This is a genomic window from Cohnella rhizosphaerae (assembly GCF_029525575.1).
GTDB classification, from domain to species: Bacteria; Bacillota; Bacilli; order Paenibacillales; family Paenibacillaceae; genus Cohnella; species Cohnella rhizosphaerae.
The window spans coordinates 227,946-247,281 of the sequence record NZ_JAPDIA010000003.1; the positions used below are offsets into that span (position 1 = coordinate 227,946).

Annotated in this window: 19 protein-coding genes and 3 pseudogenes; 15 read left to right on the plus strand and 7 right to left on the minus strand. The window is 60.0% G+C overall.

Features of this window, described 5'->3' with window-relative positions:
- Window positions 1-159: 159 nt before the first annotated feature.
- The 3 genes from OMP40_RS06530 to OMP40_RS06540 all read left to right on the plus strand — a co-directional run bounded on the left by OMP40_RS06530 (window position 160) and on the right by OMP40_RS06540 (window position 1,645).
- Window positions 160-405 carry a hypothetical protein gene (locus tag OMP40_RS06530; RefSeq protein WP_277530133.1) on the plus strand — a complete coding sequence of 82 codons (246 nt, stop codon included), beginning with the start codon at window positions 160-162 and terminating at the stop codon, window positions 403-405.
- 123 nt (window positions 406-528) lie between these two features.
- A complete protein-coding gene (locus tag OMP40_RS06535) occupies window positions 529-1,317 on the plus strand; it encodes a hypothetical protein (RefSeq protein ID WP_277530134.1) in 789 nt (262 codons plus the stop codon).
- On the plus strand, window positions 1,232-1,645 hold the full coding sequence (locus OMP40_RS06540) for a hypothetical protein (protein WP_277530135.1): 414 nt from the start codon (window positions 1,232-1,234) through the stop codon (window positions 1,643-1,645). The genes OMP40_RS06535 and OMP40_RS06540 overlap by 86 nt, the downstream gene beginning before the upstream one ends.
- A gap of 286 nt (window positions 1,646-1,931) precedes the next feature.
- Here OMP40_RS06540 and OMP40_RS06545 read toward each other — a convergent pair whose 3' ends face one another.
- Together OMP40_RS06545 and OMP40_RS06550 are read right to left on the minus strand one after the other, a co-directional pair.
- The gene (locus OMP40_RS06545; RefSeq protein ID WP_277530136.1) at window positions 1,932-2,969 is read right to left on the minus strand and encodes a hypothetical protein; all 1,038 of its coding nucleotides are present in this window, start codon (window positions 2,967-2,969) and stop codon (window positions 1,932-1,934) included.
- Window positions 2,970-3,100: 131 nt separating this feature from the next.
- The gene (locus tag OMP40_RS06550; RefSeq protein WP_277530137.1) at window positions 3,101-4,300 is read right to left on the minus strand and encodes a hypothetical protein; all 1,200 of its coding nucleotides are present in this window, start codon (window positions 4,298-4,300) and stop codon (window positions 3,101-3,103) included.
- A 398-nt stretch (window positions 4,301-4,698) separates the two neighbouring features.
- Here OMP40_RS06550 and OMP40_RS06555 point away from each other — a divergent pair, with 398 nt between their 5' ends.
- From OMP40_RS06555 to OMP40_RS06570, 4 genes are all read left to right on the plus strand, one after another.
- Window positions 4,699-4,890, plus strand: coding sequence for a hypothetical protein (locus OMP40_RS06555; protein ID WP_277530138.1), 192 nt, complete (start codon window positions 4,699-4,701; stop codon window positions 4,888-4,890).
- 553 nt (window positions 4,891-5,443) lie between these two features.
- A complete protein-coding gene (locus OMP40_RS06560) occupies window positions 5,444-6,550 on the plus strand; it encodes a hypothetical protein (RefSeq protein WP_277530139.1) in 1,107 nt (368 codons plus the stop codon).
- Between the two features lie 1,313 nt (window positions 6,551-7,863).
- Complete coding sequence (locus OMP40_RS06565) at window positions 7,864-9,834, plus strand: S-layer homology domain-containing protein (protein ID WP_277530140.1); 1,971 nt, start codon at window positions 7,864-7,866, stop codon at window positions 9,832-9,834.
- Window positions 9,835-9,958: 124 nt separating this feature from the next.
- Window positions 9,959-10,267 carry a DUF2628 domain-containing protein gene (locus OMP40_RS06570; protein WP_277530141.1) on the plus strand — a complete coding sequence of 103 codons (309 nt, stop codon included), beginning with the start codon at window positions 9,959-9,961 and terminating at the stop codon, window positions 10,265-10,267.
- A gap of 127 nt (window positions 10,268-10,394) precedes the next feature.
- Here OMP40_RS06570 and OMP40_RS06575 read toward each other — a convergent pair whose 3' ends face one another.
- On the minus strand, window positions 10,395-12,116 hold the full coding sequence (locus tag OMP40_RS06575) for a sensor domain-containing diguanylate cyclase (protein ID WP_277530143.1): 1,722 nt from the start codon (window positions 12,114-12,116) through the stop codon (window positions 10,395-10,397).
- Between the two features lie 241 nt (window positions 12,117-12,357).
- Here OMP40_RS06575 and OMP40_RS06580 point away from each other — a divergent pair, with 241 nt between their 5' ends.
- From OMP40_RS06580 to OMP40_RS06600, 5 genes and pseudogenes are all read left to right on the plus strand, one after another.
- Window positions 12,358-12,666: a PadR family transcriptional regulator gene (locus OMP40_RS06580; protein ID WP_277533018.1), complete on the plus strand. Its 309-nt coding sequence runs from the start codon at window positions 12,358-12,360 to the stop codon at window positions 12,664-12,666.
- The gene (locus OMP40_RS06585; RefSeq protein ID WP_277530146.1) at window positions 12,663-13,010 is read left to right on the plus strand and encodes a DUF1048 domain-containing protein; all 348 of its coding nucleotides are present in this window, start codon (window positions 12,663-12,665) and stop codon (window positions 13,008-13,010) included. Before OMP40_RS06580 ends, OMP40_RS06585 begins: the two co-directional genes overlap by 4 nt.
- Before the next feature lie 39 nt (window positions 13,011-13,049).
- A pseudogene (locus OMP40_RS06590) lies at window positions 13,050-13,401 on the plus strand (DUF1048 domain-containing protein).
- A gap of 15 nt (window positions 13,402-13,416) precedes the next feature.
- Window positions 13,417-14,176: pseudogene (locus OMP40_RS06595) on the plus strand (ABC transporter ATP-binding protein).
- Window positions 14,177-14,950: an ABC transporter permease gene (locus OMP40_RS06600; RefSeq protein ID WP_277530147.1), complete on the plus strand. Its 774-nt coding sequence runs from the start codon at window positions 14,177-14,179 to the stop codon at window positions 14,948-14,950. It begins immediately after the preceding pseudogene.
- A 36-nt stretch (window positions 14,951-14,986) separates the two neighbouring features.
- On the opposite strand, the gene OMP40_RS06605 is transcribed toward OMP40_RS06600, so the two are convergent.
- Genes OMP40_RS06605 through OMP40_RS06620 form a run of 4 tightly spaced genes read right to left on the minus strand, consistent with a single transcriptional unit; the run spans window position 14,987 to window position 17,942 of the window.
- Entirely contained in the window at window positions 14,987-16,372 is a 1,386-nt protein-coding gene (locus OMP40_RS06605) for a carboxypeptidase-like regulatory domain-containing protein (protein WP_277530149.1), read from the minus strand.
- Complete coding sequence (locus tag OMP40_RS06610) at window positions 16,314-17,090, minus strand: hypothetical protein (RefSeq protein ID WP_277530151.1); 777 nt, start codon at window positions 17,088-17,090, stop codon at window positions 16,314-16,316. The genes OMP40_RS06605 and OMP40_RS06610 overlap by 59 nt, the downstream gene beginning before the upstream one ends.
- The gene (locus tag OMP40_RS06615; RefSeq protein WP_277530153.1) at window positions 17,068-17,433 is read right to left on the minus strand and encodes a hypothetical protein; all 366 of its coding nucleotides are present in this window, start codon (window positions 17,431-17,433) and stop codon (window positions 17,068-17,070) included. The genes OMP40_RS06610 and OMP40_RS06615 overlap by 23 nt, the downstream gene beginning before the upstream one ends.
- Window positions 17,424-17,942 (minus strand): sigma-70 family RNA polymerase sigma factor, encoded by a 519-nt coding sequence (locus tag OMP40_RS06620; protein ID WP_277530155.1) that lies wholly within the window; start codon window positions 17,940-17,942, stop codon window positions 17,424-17,426. The genes OMP40_RS06615 and OMP40_RS06620 overlap by 10 nt, the downstream gene beginning before the upstream one ends.
- A 189-nt stretch (window positions 17,943-18,131) precedes the next feature.
- On the opposite strand from OMP40_RS06620, the pseudogene OMP40_RS06625 reads away from it, so the two are divergent.
- The 3 genes and pseudogenes from OMP40_RS06625 (at window position 18,132) to OMP40_RS06635 (ending at window position 19,333) form a co-directional block, all read left to right on the plus strand.
- Window positions 18,132-18,474, plus strand: a pseudogene (locus OMP40_RS06625) (DUF1801 domain-containing protein).
- A 32-nt stretch (window positions 18,475-18,506) separates the two neighbouring features.
- Window positions 18,507-18,836: an ArsR/SmtB family transcription factor gene (locus tag OMP40_RS06630; protein ID WP_277530161.1), complete on the plus strand. Its 330-nt coding sequence runs from the start codon at window positions 18,507-18,509 to the stop codon at window positions 18,834-18,836.
- A 2-nt stretch (window positions 18,837-18,838) separates the two neighbouring features.
- Window positions 18,839-19,333 (plus strand): SRPBCC family protein, encoded by a 495-nt coding sequence (locus OMP40_RS06635; protein WP_277530163.1) that lies wholly within the window; start codon window positions 18,839-18,841, stop codon window positions 19,331-19,333.
- Window positions 19,334-19,336: the final 3 nt, after the last annotated feature.

Below are 19,336 nucleotides of genomic sequence, written 5' to 3' on the forward strand. Positions count from 1 at the left end.
AGGAAGAGAAGTATACGAGATCGAGGTAAAGATCGACGAAATTGGAAGAATCGAGAACGCTGTATGCGACCGTCCTTATGCCATCGGCCCGGTCTGCAAACATAAGGACATGGCAGGACGTATCGTAAACTGCTGCAGAAACGAAAGGGGCGAAGCTTCATGGCCAATCCGGACAAAAAAGCCGAGCAGTGGAAAGAAGCGAAACAAAGATGCCGCTTGAATGACGATGATATTCGAATGGCGAAAGAAATGGGACTTAATCCACTAAGCTTAATCAAAAATATTCCCGCGAAAAATCAGATGTGGAAGATACCTGTAAAGGCCTGGATCCATGAGATGTACGAAGAGCGCGAAAGGAAAAAGGAGATGCGCCGTAAGATGAAAGAGCAGGAACCAACGCCGTAGTAATGCGCTATACCGCTTCTTCGTTCCATCCCGCCGGTCGAATCCGAGCGCTTCATCTCTTTGCCGTTCCGACCGATAACTCTCTCTAGCGTTATATAAACCGAGTATGAGGGGCGGTCTTTTGTGGGAACGAAGCACTATCGCAGGATTTGGGTCGTCATGCTGGCGATTCTCGTCGTCGCGACCGTAGGCGGCGCTTGGGGGCCGACGGCCGGCGCGGCAGCCGGCAAGCCGGTTGCAACTTTTATGTCGCCGGAGCGAATCCAGTTCGTCAGCTACAGCAAGAGCTGGAATCAGGCCAAGCTCAAGGCGTTGTACGGCGAGTTGATGCGCAATCTGCACGGCCAGGAGCTGGCCTATCTGGGCAAGGTCGTTCTGTCCCCGGAGAGCAAGGAAGGCGAAGCGGGCTACGCGGACCTGTCCTATTCCTGGACGGAGGACGACCGGTCCGACATCGTCATGGACAAGGGGACCGAGATTGTCCTTTACGATGCCAACCGCCTGAACACGGTCGAGAGCTTGTCTGCGACGCTGAGCCACGAATACGGACATCTTTTTTACCCACTATTGGCTGATCAAAAAGGAGCGCAAGCTCCCGAGCAGTCCGGACACCAAGTGGGCGTCGCTGCGGGGGATCAAGAACGACCCGGTCCTCTTCAGCGAAGACGGGTCCGAGCCCGGCTATACGCATATGTGGGACGCGATCGAAATTATGGCGGACGATTACCTGGCGTTATTCGGCTCGAGTACGGCCAAGCAGACGATGGCGAATTCGCTCAAGCGAGACGACGGACTCGGGTTCTACGGGGAGATCGAGAATACATTCGTGACCCCAGTCACGTCGCTGCAGGCGGTAAGGTCCTATTGGCTGAAGCTGAGCGGACTCAAGGATCCGCAGCCGCTTGTCTTTAAAGAGCCGAAGCTGACGGGGGTGCAGGCGGTTCCAGACGGCAGCGGGGAGTATCAGTACAAGCTGACCTACGCCGCAGCCTCGACGACGCCGGATGTGGCGCGCCGCTTGCAGTACATCGTGTACTGGAGCGAAGAGGGAGACGACGGCTGGATCGACTTTTCGCCGCTGAAGACAGGCGCGACTTCAATGACGATCTCCGGCGATCTGCCTGCTGCGGAGCTGACGTTAACCGTGTATGCCTTCGATCCCAAGACGAAGCAATATGTGTACGCCAGACCGGTGAAGTACGATTTTTCCAATGCCGCCAGACCGCTCAAAGCGGCGTAGAGCATGAATCAAAGCGGCTGACATCTGGGGCCGAGACAGACAAGCGTAGACAGACAAGCGCAGGACAGACAAGCGCAGGACAGACAAGCGCAGGACAGACAAGCGCAGGACAGACAAGCGCAGGACAGACAAGCGCAGGACAGACAAGCGTATACAGACAAGCGCGAGACAAACATGCGAGACAGGCCGGGCGTCCCTCTGGGGACTTCCCGGCCTTTTGTATGCCCGGCAGCGCAGGCGACCAATGAGCGGAGGGCTCCGCTATGCTGCCAAACGGCTTTGACGTTCAGCGCGCACGTTCCAATTGTTGTACGAAAGCGCTCGGTTCGTCGACAGCCAGATAGATCCATTTAACGGTTCGAGGCTGGAAAAGCAGGCCCTGGATTTGTATCGGCCGCGAGAGTTCGATCCGCACATTGGGCGTAGATAGAAGTGGAGTGGCCGCATCTCGCTGTTCGGTGCGATCCGGATGGAACTCGGGCGAGCAAGCTGCATTCGCGATGGCCGACAGCGGCAGATCGGCCTGAATTCGCAGGCCGTATCGAAGCTTAAGTTTGTCTGCCTCGAGCGTGACGGGCCGCAGGAACGAGGCGCGGCTATCCGCCCAAATCAGCGCGAGGAGCCATAGATCGGCCAAGGTCATGATCCAAGCCGCCCAGTGGGACCATTGCTGAAGCAGCAGATGCATAGCCAAGCCTTCCGCCACGATAATCTTGGTGAGGATCGCCGCGTATAGCGTCTGGCTTGAATTCCGATGGTAAGTAAAACGGGCTTCCGAAGCATCGTCCTTCGAGGGGCGTTTTCTTTTCCATGAAAATAACAGGTAATAAAACATGCTGAGATCATGAAGGAGGAAGTTGGCTAACTTCCCTCGGCCGATTCCTTCGTGCACCGCCATTCGCAGCGCTTCTCCGGTATCGGGCTCTTGCCTGGCGACCAGCCGAAAACGCCGGACGAACCGGTACAAGATCCGCAGCTCGAATCCGATAATGGCGATCTCGGCTGCCGCCAGCGCTGCCTCGATCGGCCATATCGTATGCCAGACCATGCCGCGAAGCGACTCGGGAAGCGCAACCCATGCCGCTGCGGCACCTACGATCGGCAACGGTGCGACTTTGGCGATCGACGCTCCTTTGGGTCTTAAAACGATAGCCCAATATAAGAAGGGGACAACCAGCATAAAATCGAACAGTACCGCATACACAAGGATCGGATCTTCCGCGGACAGCGATGTCGTACGAATGAGAGCCGTATCGATGATGAAGATCAGTGATACGAGAGCGAACAGAAAGGAACCCGAGCGTTTCAGTTTGACGGCCGCCATGTCATCCCATCCTCGCTTGAAAAGTAACATTCCATTTCATTTTAAGGCAGGATATCCATATTTGGTAGCGCGTCGGCATTCAAAATCTTGTCGATATGGTGGAAGTTATCGTTGCGGGTAGCCGATCCCGTTCAGCTCCGCATCAGCCGCCCGCCCGTCAGGGCAGGTGAATGAGAATATGCCGAAATTGGGAGACGGCCTCCCGCAGATGGCGGAAGTAGGTGGACCGGCTCATGCAGCAGCGCTCGGCGGCCGCTACCGTATTGTGGGGATGCGCGACGTAGGCGGCAGCGAGTACCGCCCGATCGTCCGGACCGAGTCCCGAGCCCGCATCGTTCAAGATCCACTGCAGCTTCGCCTTCAGCTCCATGCCGGTCCGGACGCCCGTCGCGAACCTGACGTAGTCGTCCAGCCTGGCCGGCGATTGAAGGTTGGCGAGCATCTTGCGCACCTGCGCTTCCGTGGGATGCGCTCTCCCCGTAGGGGCCGCGGGGGCCAGCGTCTCCGAACGGGGGGCCGTCCGCCTTGGCGATGAACGACAGCACCCAATCCGCGAACTGGCCGGCGCGCAGGTCGACCGTGAGCACATGCGCTTCGCCCTGCGAGAAGTCGAACTGCCGGGTCCTCGCCCTGCGCATATGGAAGCCCAGGTTGGTCAAAAAGTGCTTCAGATGCTCGTTGGTCACGATCAGCACCGCCCGCATCCCTTCGCCGAGCATGGAGAGACCTCGGAGCGCCAGATGGCCGACCAGTTCTTCACGCGTGCAATCGGCCCTTCGGTCCGTCGCGGCCGCCAATATCGGGAAATAGGTGTCCGCCCGGTCGGGCTCTACGTTCAGCTCCGGCCTTGTGAAGCATTCGCCGAGCTCGTCCGCGAAATAGGGCTCCAGCATGCGCGCATTGTCCCGGTGAAGCAGGACGTTGATAAACAGACCGACAGGGATCCCTTCCGCGTCCCGCTGCAAGATCATGCTCTCGGGCGATTGAACGGCCAGGTCGTCCAGGAAGCGATGATACATCTCCTCCTGCTCCGGTTCGACGCTGTATACGCACCATTGGGCGATCAGATCGTGCAGGACGGGCAAGTCGTCGGGACGATAATAATCGATGCCCGGGGCGTAGAAGTCGGTCGTAATATCCGCATACGAGCGGTCCAAGGCAGGCAGCGCGTCCTTGCATAGCAGCAGAATCTGAGCGGCGATCCGGCGGCTGGACGCCTTGTCCGCGGTCCGGAGATTGCCGAGCAGCAGCGTCAGAATATCTCCCCGCAGCCTCTGATAGCGCTGAGGCTCGCGCAGCTTGAAGTCGCGCAGCAGATGAACGCGGGCCACATCGTGCAGCGATACCCCCCTCCGGCGTCACCCGTACGAACGACAGCTCGCGGAGCGCCTGATAGTCGCCAAGCGGAACCGGAGCGCCCGCGATGAGCGACAGCAGCTCCTGATTGGCCGTCTCCAGCACCGTCAAAATATCAATAAGAGACAACAAATCGGGTCTCGTCAGCTCGCGTAGCAGACCGGCGCTCACGCGCTGGGAGACGATGGACGACTCGTCGCCCTTCAGCAGTCCCTGCTTCGCGGCCATCTCCAGCGTCAGCGCGAGGGCCAGCGGATGTCCCTCGGTCATGCGGTGAAGCGATCCGGCCGCGGCAGGCGCTTCGACCCGCGCGCGAACGAACGACAGCGTCTCCTCCATCGTAAAGTTCGATAGCCGGATGGCGAATGCCGTCATGTCCGTCAAGGCGTTCGTATGCCAGATGGCGGAAAAGTCGGGGCGAGAAGCGAGCGCGACGAAGATGCCGGAGCGGGGCAGCTTCGGCAGGAAGGCTTCGGCAAACCATCCCTCCAGCAAGCGAAGCTCTTCGAAGTTGTCGATGCAGAGCAGCATCCGCCGGGACGGGGAAGCTTCGAACAGCGGCTGAAGCGGGTACGACCTTGAACCGGGCGGCGTGTCTAGCGACAGGGAGGAGCTCACGTATTCAATAAACGAAGAAGGCGTAGATACGCAGGCTCGCCCGTCCAGCCAGATGCCGGCAGTTCCGCGCTCAGCGCCCATCCGCATGAACTCGGACAGCAGCGTCGACTTGCCTACTCCGCCTATTCCCGTCAGTGTCGCGATAGAGAGCGGCGCATCCGGGTCGTCGAGCCACCGGGCGAATAGGGACCGCTCCTTGGCTCTCCCTACAAATCCATTGCGGGGACTGCTGTAACCTAGCATATGAGGCCGCTGCCTCCGTTTCGCAAAGTTGAGATTGAAAAGTTGAGATTGAATTGAGACTTTGGCCTGGCAATCCAATGGTATAGTATACAACAATATTAGACAAGCGAGAGGGTACGATAGGATGAATGCAAGGAGAATCAGTCGTTTATTGGCAGCCGTCTTGACACTGTTGCCGCTGTTTGGCGCGCTCCAGGCCGCCTTGCCGATGCGGTCGGCCAGCGCGGCCGGTTATCAAGGTCAACTGCTCACTTCGTATGTATTGGTCTACAACACTTCCTATTCGGGGGGCAGCGAACCAATTCGTATATAGCTCGGGCGGTACGGTCAGCGCCTCCAGCTCGGCTCCGGCCGATGCGGACTGGGCCGTTGTCTCCAACTTCTATGACAGCGCCTGGAGCAGGAACAGCTCCGCCAAGCTGTTCACTTACAGCTACAATGGCAGCATCCTGCAAGCCTCCGATCCCATGAGCATCCCGCCCGATGCCGCCTGGGCGACGATCTCCAGCTTCAAGATCGAAGGTACGGGCGGGAATTATCCCATTAAGGATACGCTCTTCAAGTATTCGGTCAACGGCACCGACATCCTGACCGCATCCGATCCGAACAGCATACCGGCGAATGCCCAGTGGGCGACCCTGGTGTCCTTTAATGACGCATGGAAGCAAACATCGAGCGAGACGTATAGCGCCTATACGCTCAACCGCATATCGCCGCAAGCGGTCTCGCTGACCGTCGCTTCGGACAACGGCAATCCGTCCCTGGCCAAGCCGGGCAGCCTGGTGAGCGTCAGCCTGCAGACCGACTTGGCGATCAAGCAGCCTGCCATCGTCATCGGCGGCAGCGGCGCGACGGTGTCGGGGGAGCGGGACGAGCTGGACCGGCACGCTGACGCTGGACGGCACGATCGCCGAGGGGCCGCTCGCGGTATCCGCGGTATTCTACGGGACCGACGGCGCGCCCGCCCCGGCCGTCGCCGCAACGACGGACGGTTCGACGGTGACCGTGGACAAGACCGCGCCGACGATAACCTATACGCTGACGCCGACCGCTCCGACGAAGTCGGACGTCGTCGTCGACGTCACGGCGACGGACGCATCGTCCGGCGTAGCCGCGAAGAAATGGGCGAGCGGCACGCGAGACGCGAGCTACTTCGGCAGTCAAGGGACGGCGCTGACGAACAGCTTCGACGCGACCGCGAACGGCACCTACACGATCTATGCCAGCGATGGGGTCGGGAACGAGCGTGTAAGCGTGCTGACGGTCGGCAATATCGACCGCGAGCCGCCGACCGCCACGGCGACGCCAAGCACGACGGCACCGACGAACGGGGCTGTCGTCTACGCCGTGACGGTCGCGGATAATGTCGGCATCGATAAAAAGCTCATGGACGCCGGTACACGGGCTGCCGCGTACTTTCAGGGCGGCGGCGGCACTGCATTCTCTTCGACGATCTCGATCCCCGACAACGGAACTTATACCTACTATGTCTCGGACACTGCCGGCAACGAGCTGCTGGAGACGTTGACGGTGTCGAACATCTTCAAGACCGCGCCGACTGTCACGCTCGTGCCGTCGTCGACGGCGCCGACCAGCGACGCGGTGACGGTCGATGTCTCAGCCGTCGCCGACGGCGAAGCGGCGGGCAATTCGCTCGCCGCGCTCCGCTGGGCGGCCGGCGCGCGGGACGCCGCCTACTTCGCGGGCGGCAGCGGCGGCACGGATCTGCTGGCGGATCGGGAGTTCGAAGCCGAGGCCAACGGCACGTACAGCGTCTACGCCCGAGATGCGGCGGGCAACGTCGCCGTACAGACGATCGTCGTCGGCAACATCGACAGCGTCCCGCCGACGCTCGCGCTGACAGCCGATACGACCGACCCGACGAATGGCTCAGTGACGATCGACGTCGACGCGAGCGATGCGGACAGCGGCATCGATATCGTCCGTTGGGCCGCCGGCGCGCCGGGCTCGGTCGACGCCGAACAGGACGGGGTCGACGTGACCGACGGCAGCTTCGTCGCGGAAGCGAACGGCACTTATACCGTTTATGTCCGCGACAAGGCGGGCAATGCGATCACGAAAGCCGTCGCCGTCGCCAACATCTTCAAGGCTGCGCCGGTTGTGACGCTCGCGCCGGATACGACCGCGCCGACGAACGGCAGCGTGTACGTTGCGGTAGAAGCGTCTGTAGATGGCGAAGCGGCGGGCAATTCGCTCGCCGCGCTCCGCTGGGCGGCCGGCGCGCGGGACGCCGCCTACTTCGCTGGCGGCAGCGGCGGCACGGATCTGCTGGCGGATCGGGAGTTCGAAGCCGAAGCCAACGGCACGTACACCGTCTACGCCCGCGATGCGGCAGGGAATGACGCCGTGCAGACGGTCGTCGTCGGCAACATCGACACCGTGAAGCCGACGCTCGGGCTGACGGCCGATACGACCGAACCGACGAACGGCGACGTGACGATCGGCGTCGACGCGAGCGATGCGGACAGCGGCATCGACAGGGTCCGGTGGGCGGCGGGCGAGCCGGAGGCCGACATCCCGCTGTCATGGGCCGACGTGATCGACGGCAGCTTCGTCGTCGAGGCCAACGGCACGTATGTCGTTTCCGCCCGTGACAGGGCAGGCAACAGGAACACGCAATCAATCGCCGTTCACAACATCTTCAAGACCGCGCCTGTTGTCACGCTCGCGCCGGATACGACCGCACCGACGGGCGGCAAGGTGTCCGTCGCGGTCGAAGCGGCTGTCGACGGCGAGGGGGGCGGGCAATTCGCTCGCCGCGCTCCGCTGGGCGGCCGGCGCGCGGGACGCCGCCTACTTCGCGGGCGGCAGCGACGGCACGGATCTGCGGGCGGATCGCGCGTTCGAAGCCGAGACCAACGGCACGTACACCGTCTACGCCCGCGATGCGGCGGGCAACGTCGCCGTGCAGACGATTGAAGTGAACAACATTCGGCGGACGGACGCCTCGCTCGCTTCGTTGAGACTGCGAAGCGGCGAGACGGAGCTGGCGCTCACGCCTGCTTTCGACCCCGAGAAGCTGCAGTATTCGCTTGAGGTGGACAGCACCGTAGACGCGATCACCGTGAAGCCGATGGCATCGGACGAAGTCGCATCGGTGACGGTAAACGGCACTGCGCAGGTCGGCGGGGCGGCATTGGCGCCGATTGCCTTGACGACCGGCGCCAATACGATCCGGATCGTCGTCGCCGCGCAGCTGTCGTCCGTGCAGCGGGAGTATACGATCGAGATTACGAAGAAGAACGCCGCAACGCCAACACCGATACCAACGTCAACACCAACGTCAACGCCAACGTCAACACCAACACCGACGCCAACACCGGCGTCGGAGCCGAGCCCGGAGGCATCATCCGGCGTGAGCCTTATGCTGGGCGGCAAGCGGATCGACGTGAACGTGCCGCTGACCGCCGTGCGCAATGCCGACGGCACGACCTACTACGAGCTCCGCCTGAACGAGACGGTGGCGACACTTGTCGTCCAGTCCGCAGCGCAGAGCGGAGACACCGAACTGCGCGTGCTGGCGAACCGACAGATGATTCCGAGCATCGACGATATGCGGATCGTGCTGGACAACGCAGGACTCGCCAAGCTGGAGGCGCAAAACATCCGCGTGACGCTGGCCATCGACGCAGTCGCGTACCAGGTTCCAGCGGGGGCCGCCGCAGCGGGCGGCAAGAGCGCGACGGTCATCCGGCTCAGGTCGTTCGGCAGTCCGTCCGTCGCGGATGAAATGAAGTCCGCCGCGTCCTCGTCCGCCGGCGGCAAGTGGGAGTTACAAGTGGCGGGAGTTCCCGTCGATGTCGATTCAAGTTATACCGGCGCTCCGGTGTGGCTGGTCTTGCCGCTGCCGACATCGCTAATCGGGGCGGATCCCCGCACCCTCGCCGCGTTCGTCGAATACGACGACGGGACGAAGGCGATCGAGCCCGGCACGGTTCAGTTCGATTCCCAGGGCCGTGCGACGGGGATCGCGATCAAGATCGGCAGCTTTGCGCGTCTCGCTGTCATTCAGGCGGACCCGATCTCGTCCGCGTACGACCGCTACGTGAGCGGCTACGCCGACGGCACGTTCCAGCCTGCGCGTCTCGTGACAAGGGCGGAGGTTGCCGTCCTGCTCGCGAAGCAGCTGGACGGCAGTCAGGAAACGATCGCGGCAGGCTTCCGCGACGTGCCCGGCTCGCACTGGGCCGCCTCGGCCATCGGCAAACTCGCCGCGGCAGGCATCATGAAGGGCGGTGCGGACGGACAATTCCGTCCAAACGAGCTCATCACCCGTGCCGAGCTCGCAGTGACGCTGACCCGGTGGAAGCAGCTGCAGCCGGACGGCGCGCCGCGCTTCGCAGACGCCGTCTCCCACTGGGCGGCCGGATCGATCGCGGCTGCGGAGCGGGCGGGCTGGATCGCAGGCTACGCGGACGGCACCTATCGCCCGGATCGGGGCGTGACGCGAGCCGAAGCCGTCGTCATTCTGAATCGCGTCTTCGGACGTCCCGCGCTGCCGAACGACGGTTCGTCATGGACCGACGTGCCGGCCGTCTACTGGGCGTCGGGCCAGATCATCTCCGCTTCTCGATCGTTTGAAGCGCATCGCTATCTGAATGGCGAAGTAGAGCTGGCCGACCGGTAGCTCGCGCTTCCGCGGCGCTTCCATCGGTCTCCCGTTGTCGTGTGCTGCAGCGGGAGACCGGTATGTTTGGATGTTTTCGAATCGGGAAAGGGCCAAATAATCGAAATCGAGGAGAGATTATGCAATGCGCGTTCGTTTAAGAAATGAAGCCGGCGGAATAAAAGAAGCAAAAGTGGGATTTAGCTGGACGACGTTTTTCTTTGGATTTTTCCCCGCTTTGTTCAGAGGCGATTTGAAATGGGCCGCGATCATGTTTGTAGCCTCGGCGGCCGTAGGCGCATTTACATTAGGCTTCGGCGCGTGGGTGCCCGGCATTATTTTCTCATTCATTTATAACAAGATGTATATCAAGGAATTGCTGGAAAAAGGCTATCGCCCGGCCGACGAGCATGCCCAGTCCGTACTCCGGACCAGTGGCGTCATTGCCGCATAGTCGATCCGCCTCGACCCTCGGCGATCGCTTCGGAGTCGAAGCCCCGCATACATCGTCTTGGCCGTTTACGGTCGCGGCGATGTATTTTTTATGCTTTTCGACTGCCGCGGTTCGTGCTTCGTGGCGCTTATGCGGACCTCATCGTCCGGTTGCGCCCGGCCCGCTTCGCTTCGTACAGCGCTTCGTCCGCCCGCCGGAATGCAGCTTCGAAGTCTTCGCCCTGGTCCGGGAAGCTGGCGATGCCGATCGACACCGTAATCGGCCGGCCGGTCGGACTGACGGCATTTCCCACGCTTTCCCTGATTCGTTCGGCCAATAGATAACCGCCCTCAAGCTTCTCTCCGGGCAGCACCGCCACGAACTCTTCCCCGCCGAACCGGCACACGAGATCCGTCTCCCTGCACGCCTTCTTCAGCATGCGCGCCAGATGAACAAGCGTGTCGTCGCCCGTCTGGTGGCCGTATTTGTCGTTAATGCGCTTGAAGTGGTCGATATCGATCACCATAAGCGAGTATCCCGCGCCCGGATCCTCTGTTTCGCGCGCCTTCAGCCAATCGTCCAGCCCCTTGCGGTTCAGCAGCCCGGTCAGATGATCGGTTCGCGCGCGCAGTCCCCACTCGTCGGCCTGGCGCTGGAGCCCGTTCATGGCGGTGATCATCGCTTGCGCGAGATGATGCGCCTCGTAGTTCCAGTGGCGTTCGAACGGAGGATGACCGAGCCGTTTGCCCGCCGCGATGTTTCGAGCGACGGCGGTCAGCTTCGAGAACGGCGCGGACAGCATGCGCGACATCCACAGGCTGAGCAGCAGAAACGCGGCGATGAGCGGTACGCTCCATTTCAACTGCGTCGTCAGAAGCTCGCGCTTCGCCCGATCCACGACGGCGACCGGGGACTGGACGATCATCCCCCAGCCGAGCTCGCCGACGCGCAAGTAGCCGACGAGGCTCGGCAAGCCGCGTCCGTCGGCCAGAATGGCCGCTCGCGGCACGGGTCTGTCATCCCCGACGCTCTGTGCCGGCGCCTTCCGTGCGTCGGGAGCGCCCTGCATCCCCGTCTCCGGGCCGTCCCGTCCCGGCGGCGGAGGCGGCGCCCCTAACCGATCGGGAGCGTCGGTCCCTTCGCCCCGGAAGGCCGCGAGCAGCGTCTTGGCCGGCACGGCCTCGACTGCGCGGCTTGCTTGCGCATTCATCATCATCTCGCCGGAGCCGTCGACCAAATACGCGTACGTGCCCGGATCGCTCTTGATCGTATGCGCGAACATGTCGGAGAACACATTGCTGCGCTGCAGATCGATGAGCCCTGCGATGTATACGTCCGTTCGCGAATAGCCGGATGTCACCGGATATACGGCAAGTACGACCCGGTGCCCGTCCGGCGCGGCGAACGGCTCGGACATCTCCGGCTCCGCATTGCGCGCGTTCAATGCCAGCGCCGCGGCATCCAGGCGCTCGCCGGCCGCGAATCCGGATCCACTCGTCGAGACGAGCACTTCGCCATCGCCGGCCACCATCATGGCGCCGTTGAAGAGGCCGCTCCCGAGCAGCAGCACGTCGAGCATTCGCGCGCTGTCCGCCCCGGCCGACAGTCGTTCCTCGTTAAAGTACTGCGCAGCGTTCTCAAGCGATTTGAACATGAGGCTTTTGATCGTATTGGCGGAGATGGCGAGGTTGCGCGCCGCTTCGAAGTTTTTCTGCAACGTCGTTCTGGTCAGCGTCTCGTTCTGGCGATGAACCGATACCCATGTCAGCGTCACTGTCGATCCGATCAGCGTGAATGCGAGCAGACCGAGCAGCAGGCTCTGTATCTTAAACCTTCCATGGCGCACATCGTACTCCGGTTGGCGGCTCATTCGGCACTTCCTTTTATTGCGTTCGACGAACACGCAAATGTGAATGAATAGGACACCATTCGACGAAAAGCTTCAAAAGTCCTGCCCGTGTCGGCGGCCGGCAGGGAACAATTTGCGCCGCAAGCATAAAAGTCGTTGACAGCCGTCGCTACTGCGTGTTACTTTATAGCAGTAGTAAGTAATACTGCATACCAGTCGTACAGAATAGTGAAGGGTGATTGCCTTGGAAAACTTAACGGAAATGCTCAAAGGCGTGCTCGAGGGCTGCGTCCTTGAAATTATTAGCCGCAAGGAAACGTACGGCTACGAGATCACGCGGCAGTTGAACGCTCTCGGCTTCGCGGACGTCGTGGAAGGGACGGTGTACACGATCCTGATCCGGCTGGAGAAAAACAAGCTGGTGGAGATCACCAAGAAGCCTTCGGAATTGGGGCCGCCGCGCAAGTTTTTCGCGATTAACGACGCGGGACGCGCAGAGCTTCGGAAGTTCTGGGAAAAGTGGGAGTTCGTATCGTCCAAAATGAACGAGTTAAAGGAGAAATCGCAATGAACCTTTGGGAAAAGATCACCGGAAGCGACATGACGAAGGAAATGAAGGCTTTTGAAGCGCGAGCCAAAAAGCTGCCGGCCGAATATCAGGCGGCATGGGGAGAAGTGACCGCCAATCTTTGGTCGTACTCCAGCTTCAGCGGTCGCAACCTGATGCCGATCCTCGACGGCGTGCTCGGTCTGCTCGAAGAATCGGCGGCGGAGGGACAGCGCGTCCAAGAGGTGCTGGGCGACGACATCAAAGGCTTCTGCGCGGCGCTGGCCGGCGAAGAAGGGGCAAAGACCTACCGCGACAAGTGGCGCCAGCAGCTCAATCAGAACGTGGCCAAAAAGTTAGGCAAATAAAGTTAGGCAAATAATGAGGCGATTAGGGAGGAAATCAAAATGAACATTCGCGATATGATCGAGGGCAAAAAAAGAATGGCGCGCGCATGTAGCGCGGGTCAAGGCGCTTCCGCAGGATTATCAGATCGTTTACAAAGAGATTCAAAAATATCTATTCAAGGTCGGACCGGTCGAACTGACCGAGGGAAACGGGCTGCTGTCGGGGATCGTCGATCTGTTCGAGGAAGGCGCGGCGTCGGGCAAGGGCGTGCTCGAGGTGACGGGCAGCGACGTGGCGGCCTTCTGCGACGAGCTGATCAAAGATTCGAAAACGTACGCCGACATCGCGCAGGAATCCGCGAATCAGGCCGTTAACAAGGCCATGAAAAAAGTGACGGACAACAAAAAATAAAGGAGGAGAGCGGCGATGGAAAAAGCGATCGAAGTGAAAGGTCTTCAAAAGGCCTTCAAAGGCAAGGAAGTGCTGAAGGGCGTCGATCTGGAGGTGAAGCGGGGCGAGATCTTCGCCCTGCTCGGCGCAAACGGCGCAGGCAAGACGACGATGGTCCGAATCCTCGCCACGCTGCTCAAGCCGGACGGAGGCAACGCCTTCGTGAACGGGGTCGAGGTCGCGTCCCAGCCGGAGAAGGTGCGGCATGCGATCAGCCTGACCGGGCAGTTCGCGGCGGTCGACGAGGTGCTCACCGGGCGGGAGAACCTGATCATGATCGCCAAGCTGCGGCATCTCGAGCAGCCGCGCCAGGCGGCGGACGATCTGCTGAAGCGCTTCGGCCTGACGGACGCCGCCGACCGCAAGCCTTCCACGTATTCTGGCGGCATGCGCCGCCGTCTCGACATCGCCTTGAGTCTGGTCGGCAAGCCGAAGATTATTTTCCTCGACGAACCGACCACGGGGCTTGATCCGGAGGCACGCATTGAGGTATGGAAGATCGTCAAGGAGCTCGCAGACGGCGGCACGACGATATTTCTTACCACGCAGTATCTGGAGGAAGCGGAGCAGTTGGCCGACCGAATCGCCATTCTGCACGAGGGCCGGATCATTGCCGGCGGTACGCTGGCGGAGCTGAAGAAGAGGTTCCCCCCAAGCGAAGGTCGAGTATGTGGAAAAACAGCCGACGTTAGAGGAAATCTTCCTCGCCATCATCGGCAAAAAGGAGGCCATCTAAATGGAAACGGCAAAAAACCACTTTTTCAGCGATATGGGCGTCATGCTCGGACGTTCCATGCGCCATATTTTCCGCAGCGTGGACACGATCTTCACGGTCTGCGTCACGCCGATCGCGATGATGCTGCTGTTCGTGTACGTCTTCGGCGGCGCGATCGAGACCGGTACGGATAACTACGTGAATTACCTGCTGCCAGGCATCCTGCTCATGGCGATCGCCAGCGGCGTCGCCTATGTCGCTTACCGCCTGTTTCTGGATAAGCAGCGGGGCATCATCGAGCGGTTCAACTCCATGCCGATCGCGCGCTCTACGATGCTGTGGGGGCATGTGCTGACATCGGTCGTATCCAACGTCATTTCGATCGCCGTCATCATACTCGTCGCGCTCGCGATGGGCTTTCGTTCGTCGGCCGGAATCTTGCCCTGGCTCGCCGTAGCAGGCATCCTCGTCCTATTCACGCTGGCGCTCACCTGGATCGCGGCCATCGCCGGACTGTCCGCCAAGACGGTCGAAGGCGCAAGCGCCTTCTCCTACCCGCTGATCTTCCTGCCGTTCATCAGCTCGGCGTTCGTGCCGACCGAGTCGATGCCCGCCGTCGTTCGCGCCTTCGCCGAGAACCAGCCGGTGACCTCCATCGTCGAAACGATCCGCGCGCTGCTGTCGAACCAACCGGTAGGTAACGATATCTGGGTTGCGCTGGCTTGGTGCTTGGGCATATTGATCGTCGCCTACGCATTCGCGGTGCGGGCTTACAATCGTCATTCCGCGCAATAAGGCGATGGCTGCTTGAAGCCCGCCGCAATAGCCACGCTAATCGACCTTTGACAGCGCCAGGACGAACGCCTCCATGGCCGCATGCTCCGACTTCGCCCTCCATTTCGCCACGCGCGCCTGATCTCCGCTGAACCCGATCCGCAACGCATCTCTCAGCTGCGACAAGTAGGTTTCCCTATTCGCATTCCGGCTTTCTCCAGCTAAATCTTGCACGAGCTTGCTCCAGTCCGGATTGGCTTGATCGTAATAGGAGCGTTCAGGGTACTGGCGCGCGAGCGCTTCGGCCTTAACCAAGTCGCCTGACAAATAAATAACGCTCGCGAGATAACTGCCGATAAACCGGTTGGAAGGATCATTTTCTTGCGCGTGTCGGAGCTGCGCCTCGCCTTCCCGGAACCTTTCTTGCTTGAGCAGCAGCGTACCATAGAGAGCCTGCGTGTAGCTTTCCACCTTTCCTTGCCGGGTTTCCTCGAGCATGCCGTAATACCGGTCCACCAAAGGCCAGTTCCCGACGCTTCCGTAATGCTCGATCAAGGTGGCCAGCGCACTTCCGCTATCGTCGACACTTGCCAGCTTCTCCAGGTACGTTAATGAAGCCGCGTCAAATATCTGTTTTTGACCCGGCGCAGGGATCCCGAGAAGCTTAACGATCATCCGCAGACTATGATGATCCTGCTCATCCTGCGCGTAGTCCGCTTTGTACGCGGACAACGCTTCGTCCATGCGGCCCTCGAGCAGCAGACGGTCGGCTTCGGTGAGCGTGCGTGCCTTCAGGTAGAAAAACGGAAGATGACCCATCGTCTGCTCGTTCAACCGGTAGCCGTTGCTTCGCGTCAACAGTTGCCCGCCGACATCGTAGGCCTCTACGTTCCAGGAAAACCGGCTGGACGGATCGGCGAATCCGAGCAGATTGGAGGGATCAGGCAACTCCTTGTCGTCGAACTTTTTGTAGGAATAGCCTGTTGCGACGCCGTAAAGCGTTTCGAGCGGCAATTCGATGGCGTTGCGTTCGATATGATTTTTGATTGGGAAGACTACCAAGCCGTTATCGACGGGTAAGGCCCCGTTCAGGTTGTAGTACGCGGCGCCTTCGACGGGCTCCCATTCGAACTGGACCGTATCGCCTGTAATGACCTGCTGATCCACGGGCGTATGCAGCTGAATTAATCTTTGCAACGTAATGTTGCGGGTCAACCGCTCGCCGCCCTGGAGGTCGATCCACTCCTCGTTATAGCCGGCCGGTCGCGTCCAGCCGTCGAGCTGCTCGAAGTTGAGGCCGATGTAAATGACGTAACTCCCGGGGGCAATGCCTTTGAACGTAAAGCGGCCTTCGGCGTCGGTCATCGTCTGGTAAGGCTCGTTATCAATCAGGCTGTGGTAGATATCCCTGCTGCTCCGCAAGTACACGCCGATGCCTGACATGCGCGTGCCGTCGCTTTTTTTTAATCGTACCGGATACGCTTGAAGCTGTAGGATCTCGCTGCTTTGAAATCCAGGTCTTGAGCTTCGCGACATTGTCGTTGAGATACGGATCCTGCCGGCTGGGGAGCTCGCCGAGTTCGTTCAACAAGCGCTCCGACGTGTCGGATTGCTCGGTATCCGCATATATCTTGGCGCGGGCAAACTTAAGCTCGTTTTTATGATTATCGTCAAGACTGGGGAGCTTTTTCTCCGTCCGCTCTAACGCGCGGATCGCATCTTCAATCCTGCCAAGCTTTAAATATTCGAAGGCCAACTGCTTCGCCGCCCGAACCATATAGCCATCGACCGGGCCGCCTTCTGTGTAGGCTTCCAGGTACTTGAGCTTCTCTTCCCCCGTCCAGCGCGGCGCGTCCGGCAACGAGGTCACTGTCGACGAATCGAAGGTTCCGTCTCCCGCGATGACGTCGAATCTCGTCGCGCCCAAATCCGAGCCGTTCTCAATCATATAGCGCCGGATCAGCGCCCACTTGTCGTCTCCGGACGCGGCATCGAACGCGCGAAGCATTTCATTTTTTCCATTCGGTACCCCTTGCTCGAAGTGCTTTTTCGCGAGCGCGACCTGGACGCTCGGCATTATGAAGACTTGAAGCAAGACGAGCGAAGCGCACAGGACGGCGACAAGCGTGAAGAGATGCTTAACTTTGATCCTTACCTTCAACGCGCCTCACCGCCTTTTCAAAGTCCTCTTTCCAGTACGTATTGCCTCCCGCTTCGACGAGCTGCCGATCAGCGCGCGGCATGTCTCCCGCCAAGTCCCCCGGATCCGAATGCTCTTCAAACTGCGTCGCGAGCAAGATCACCAGCAGCACGGCGAAGCCGGCGCCGAGCGGGATCAAAGGCAGTTCGATCTCGTAATTCCACCAAGCGCGCAGCTTGGCCGGCAAGGAACGGGGATGGGTACGATTCAACACTTCCGTGCTTCTCGAAAAGTGCATTTCCTTAAGCTCTTCCTCCAGCTTCGCTCTCATGGACGCTTGCGCCTGCTCCGGTTTCATTCCCATCCTCCTGTTCCTCCAGCATGAGCTTCAGCTTCGCCCGGCCTCTCGCCAGCCTGGCCTTTACCGTATTCTCGTTGCCGCTCGTCTGTTCCGCGATCGGCCACGCTTAGTCCGGTGTAATAAAACAAAACGATCGCTTCGCGATATTTGTAATCCAGCTTCAGCAGCGCCTCGCTTAGCATCTCGTTGCGCCATGCATCCATCAGGAGCGTCTCCGGGCCAGGCTCTTCTTCAGCCACCAATGTCTCTACCTGGGATAGAGGAAAGATTCGGCTCCAGCTCCACGTGCGCATCTTCATCCGGCACCGGTTCACCGCGATGCGCAGAAGCCAGCTTTGCAGACGGTCGGGATTCTGGAGCTGGCCGATCTTGCGGTAGGCCTGGATGAACGTGTCCATGACGGCTTCTTCCGCGGCTTGCTTATCTTTGACCAGCAGGAATGCCGTTCGCATCAATTCATCGCCGTACCGCGTCATTAACGCCCGAAGCGCGGCTTCGTCTTTCTCCTTCAAGCCTTGAACGATATCCAGACCGCTTCCTCCTCCCCCGTAAGTAAGATGCGCGCTGCATGGATTCGGTTGCGCAAATATCGCCGGATCTTTTCAAGACATAGAAAATTTTAAAAATTCCTTTACGAGAATATTCCCTATGTAGTATATTCTGGGCATGGATAAAACTTGAAGAAAAGGAGTTGGACTGAAGTGGAGAATGAAGAAGTAATTGCTTTTATCGACAACCTGGGTGCGGACTGGCAGGTTCAGCTTGCCAAGCAGCTTAGGGAGATGGTGCATCGGACGATTCCGTCGGTCGAGGAACGAATTCAGTACAAGAAGCCCCATTTTCTGAAAAACGGTCATTATGCCGCGGTCATCTCGCCTTCGAAGGATGCCATCGCCTTTATGATCATGAACGCATCGGGGGATTGATTTCCCGAAGGGCTTCGAAGGACCGCCGGAGCGCAAGTGGATCAAGATCAAGCAAGGCGTCGCGCCTGACTACGAGACGCTGTCCGCGCTGCTCGCCAAGGCCGCTGAATCGCTCTGATCCGGAGCGGGCGGGGGGGCGGATGATGCGGGATGGAGCCGGATACGCTAGGCGCCTTGGCCGAGCCCACGCGACTGCGGATCGTGGAGCTGCTGCGGGGCGGTCAGCTTACGGTAGGGGAGATCGCGAATGAACTGCACATTCGCCAGCCGCAGGCCTCGAAGCATCTAAAGGTACTGAGCGAAGCGAAGATCGTGGACGTGTACCCGGTCGCTAACCGGCGGATTTACAGGCTTCGCGCCCAGCCTTTTCAGGAGATGAACGAATGGCTCGGTACGTTTCGCAAGTTCTGGGAGGACCAATTCGGTCAGCTGGACGCGTATCTTTCTTATATTCAAAAGGAAAATAACGAGGAGGAATAAAAGTGGCAGACCAGGAAGTATTGTTGACGCGCGAGTTCAACGCGCCTCGCGAGCTAGTATTCAAGGTATGGACGGAGGCGGAGCACTTCGGCAAATGGTGGGGCCCGAAGGGGTTCACGCTCGAGGTGAGCAAGATGGACGCCCGTCCGGGCGGCATGTTTCTCGGGTGCCAGAAGTCGCCTGACGGGATGAGCATGTGGGGGAAGTTCGTCTATAGGGAAGTCATTAAGCCGGAAAAGCTCGTCTTCGTCCAATCGTTCAGCGACGAACAGGGCAACACGATCCGGGCGCCCTTCAACCCGAACTGGCCGCTCGAGATCATCAATATCCTGACCTTCGAGGAAGCGGACGGCAAGACCACGGTCACCTTCAGCGGCGGTCCGATCAACGCCTCGGAAGAGGAGATGGCGGCGTTCAACGCGATGAAGCCGATGGTCAAGCAAGGCTTCGCCGGCACGTTCGAGCAGCTCGATCAATACCTGGCCAGCCAGCAATAAAGA

Excerpts from the sequence above, each read along its gene's own strand:
- OMP40_RS06530 (WP_277530133.1), top strand. The coding sequence starts at position 160 with ATGGCCAATCCGGACAAAAAAGCCGAGCAGTGGAAAGAAGCGAAACAA.
- OMP40_RS06545 (WP_277530136.1), bottom strand. The coding sequence starts at position 2,969 with ATGGCGGCCGTCAAACTGAAACGCTCGGGTTCCTTTCTGTTCGCTCTC.
- OMP40_RS06555 (WP_277530138.1), top strand. The coding sequence starts at position 4,699 with ATGTCCGTCAAGGCGTTCGTATGCCAGATGGCGGAAAAGTCGGGGCGA.
- OMP40_RS06560 (WP_277530139.1), top strand. The coding sequence starts at position 5,444 with ATGTATTGGTCTACAACACTTCCTATTCGGGGGGCAGCGAACCAATTC.
- OMP40_RS06570 (WP_277530141.1), top strand. The coding sequence starts at position 9,959 with ATGCGCGTTCGTTTAAGAAATGAAGCCGGCGGAATAAAAGAAGCAAAA.
- OMP40_RS06575 (WP_277530143.1), bottom strand. The coding sequence starts at position 12,116 with ATGAGCCGCCAACCGGAGTACGATGTGCGCCATGGAAGGTTTAAGATA.
- OMP40_RS06580 (WP_277533018.1), top strand. The coding sequence starts at position 12,358 with ATGCTCAAAGGCGTGCTCGAGGGCTGCGTCCTTGAAATTATTAGCCGC.
- OMP40_RS06585 (WP_277530146.1), top strand. The coding sequence starts at position 12,663 with ATGAACCTTTGGGAAAAGATCACCGGAAGCGACATGACGAAGGAAATG.
- OMP40_RS06600 (WP_277530147.1), top strand. The coding sequence starts at position 14,177 with ATGGAAACGGCAAAAAACCACTTTTTCAGCGATATGGGCGTCATGCTC.
- OMP40_RS06605 (WP_277530149.1), bottom strand. The coding sequence starts at position 16,372 with ATGTCAGGCATCGGCGTGTACTTGCGGAGCAGCAGGGATATCTACCAC.
- OMP40_RS06615 (WP_277530153.1), bottom strand. The coding sequence starts at position 17,433 with ATGGGAATGAAACCGGAGCAGGCGCAAGCGTCCATGAGAGCGAAGCTG.
- OMP40_RS06630 (WP_277530161.1), top strand. The coding sequence starts at position 18,507 with ATGGAGCCGGATACGCTAGGCGCCTTGGCCGAGCCCACGCGACTGCGG.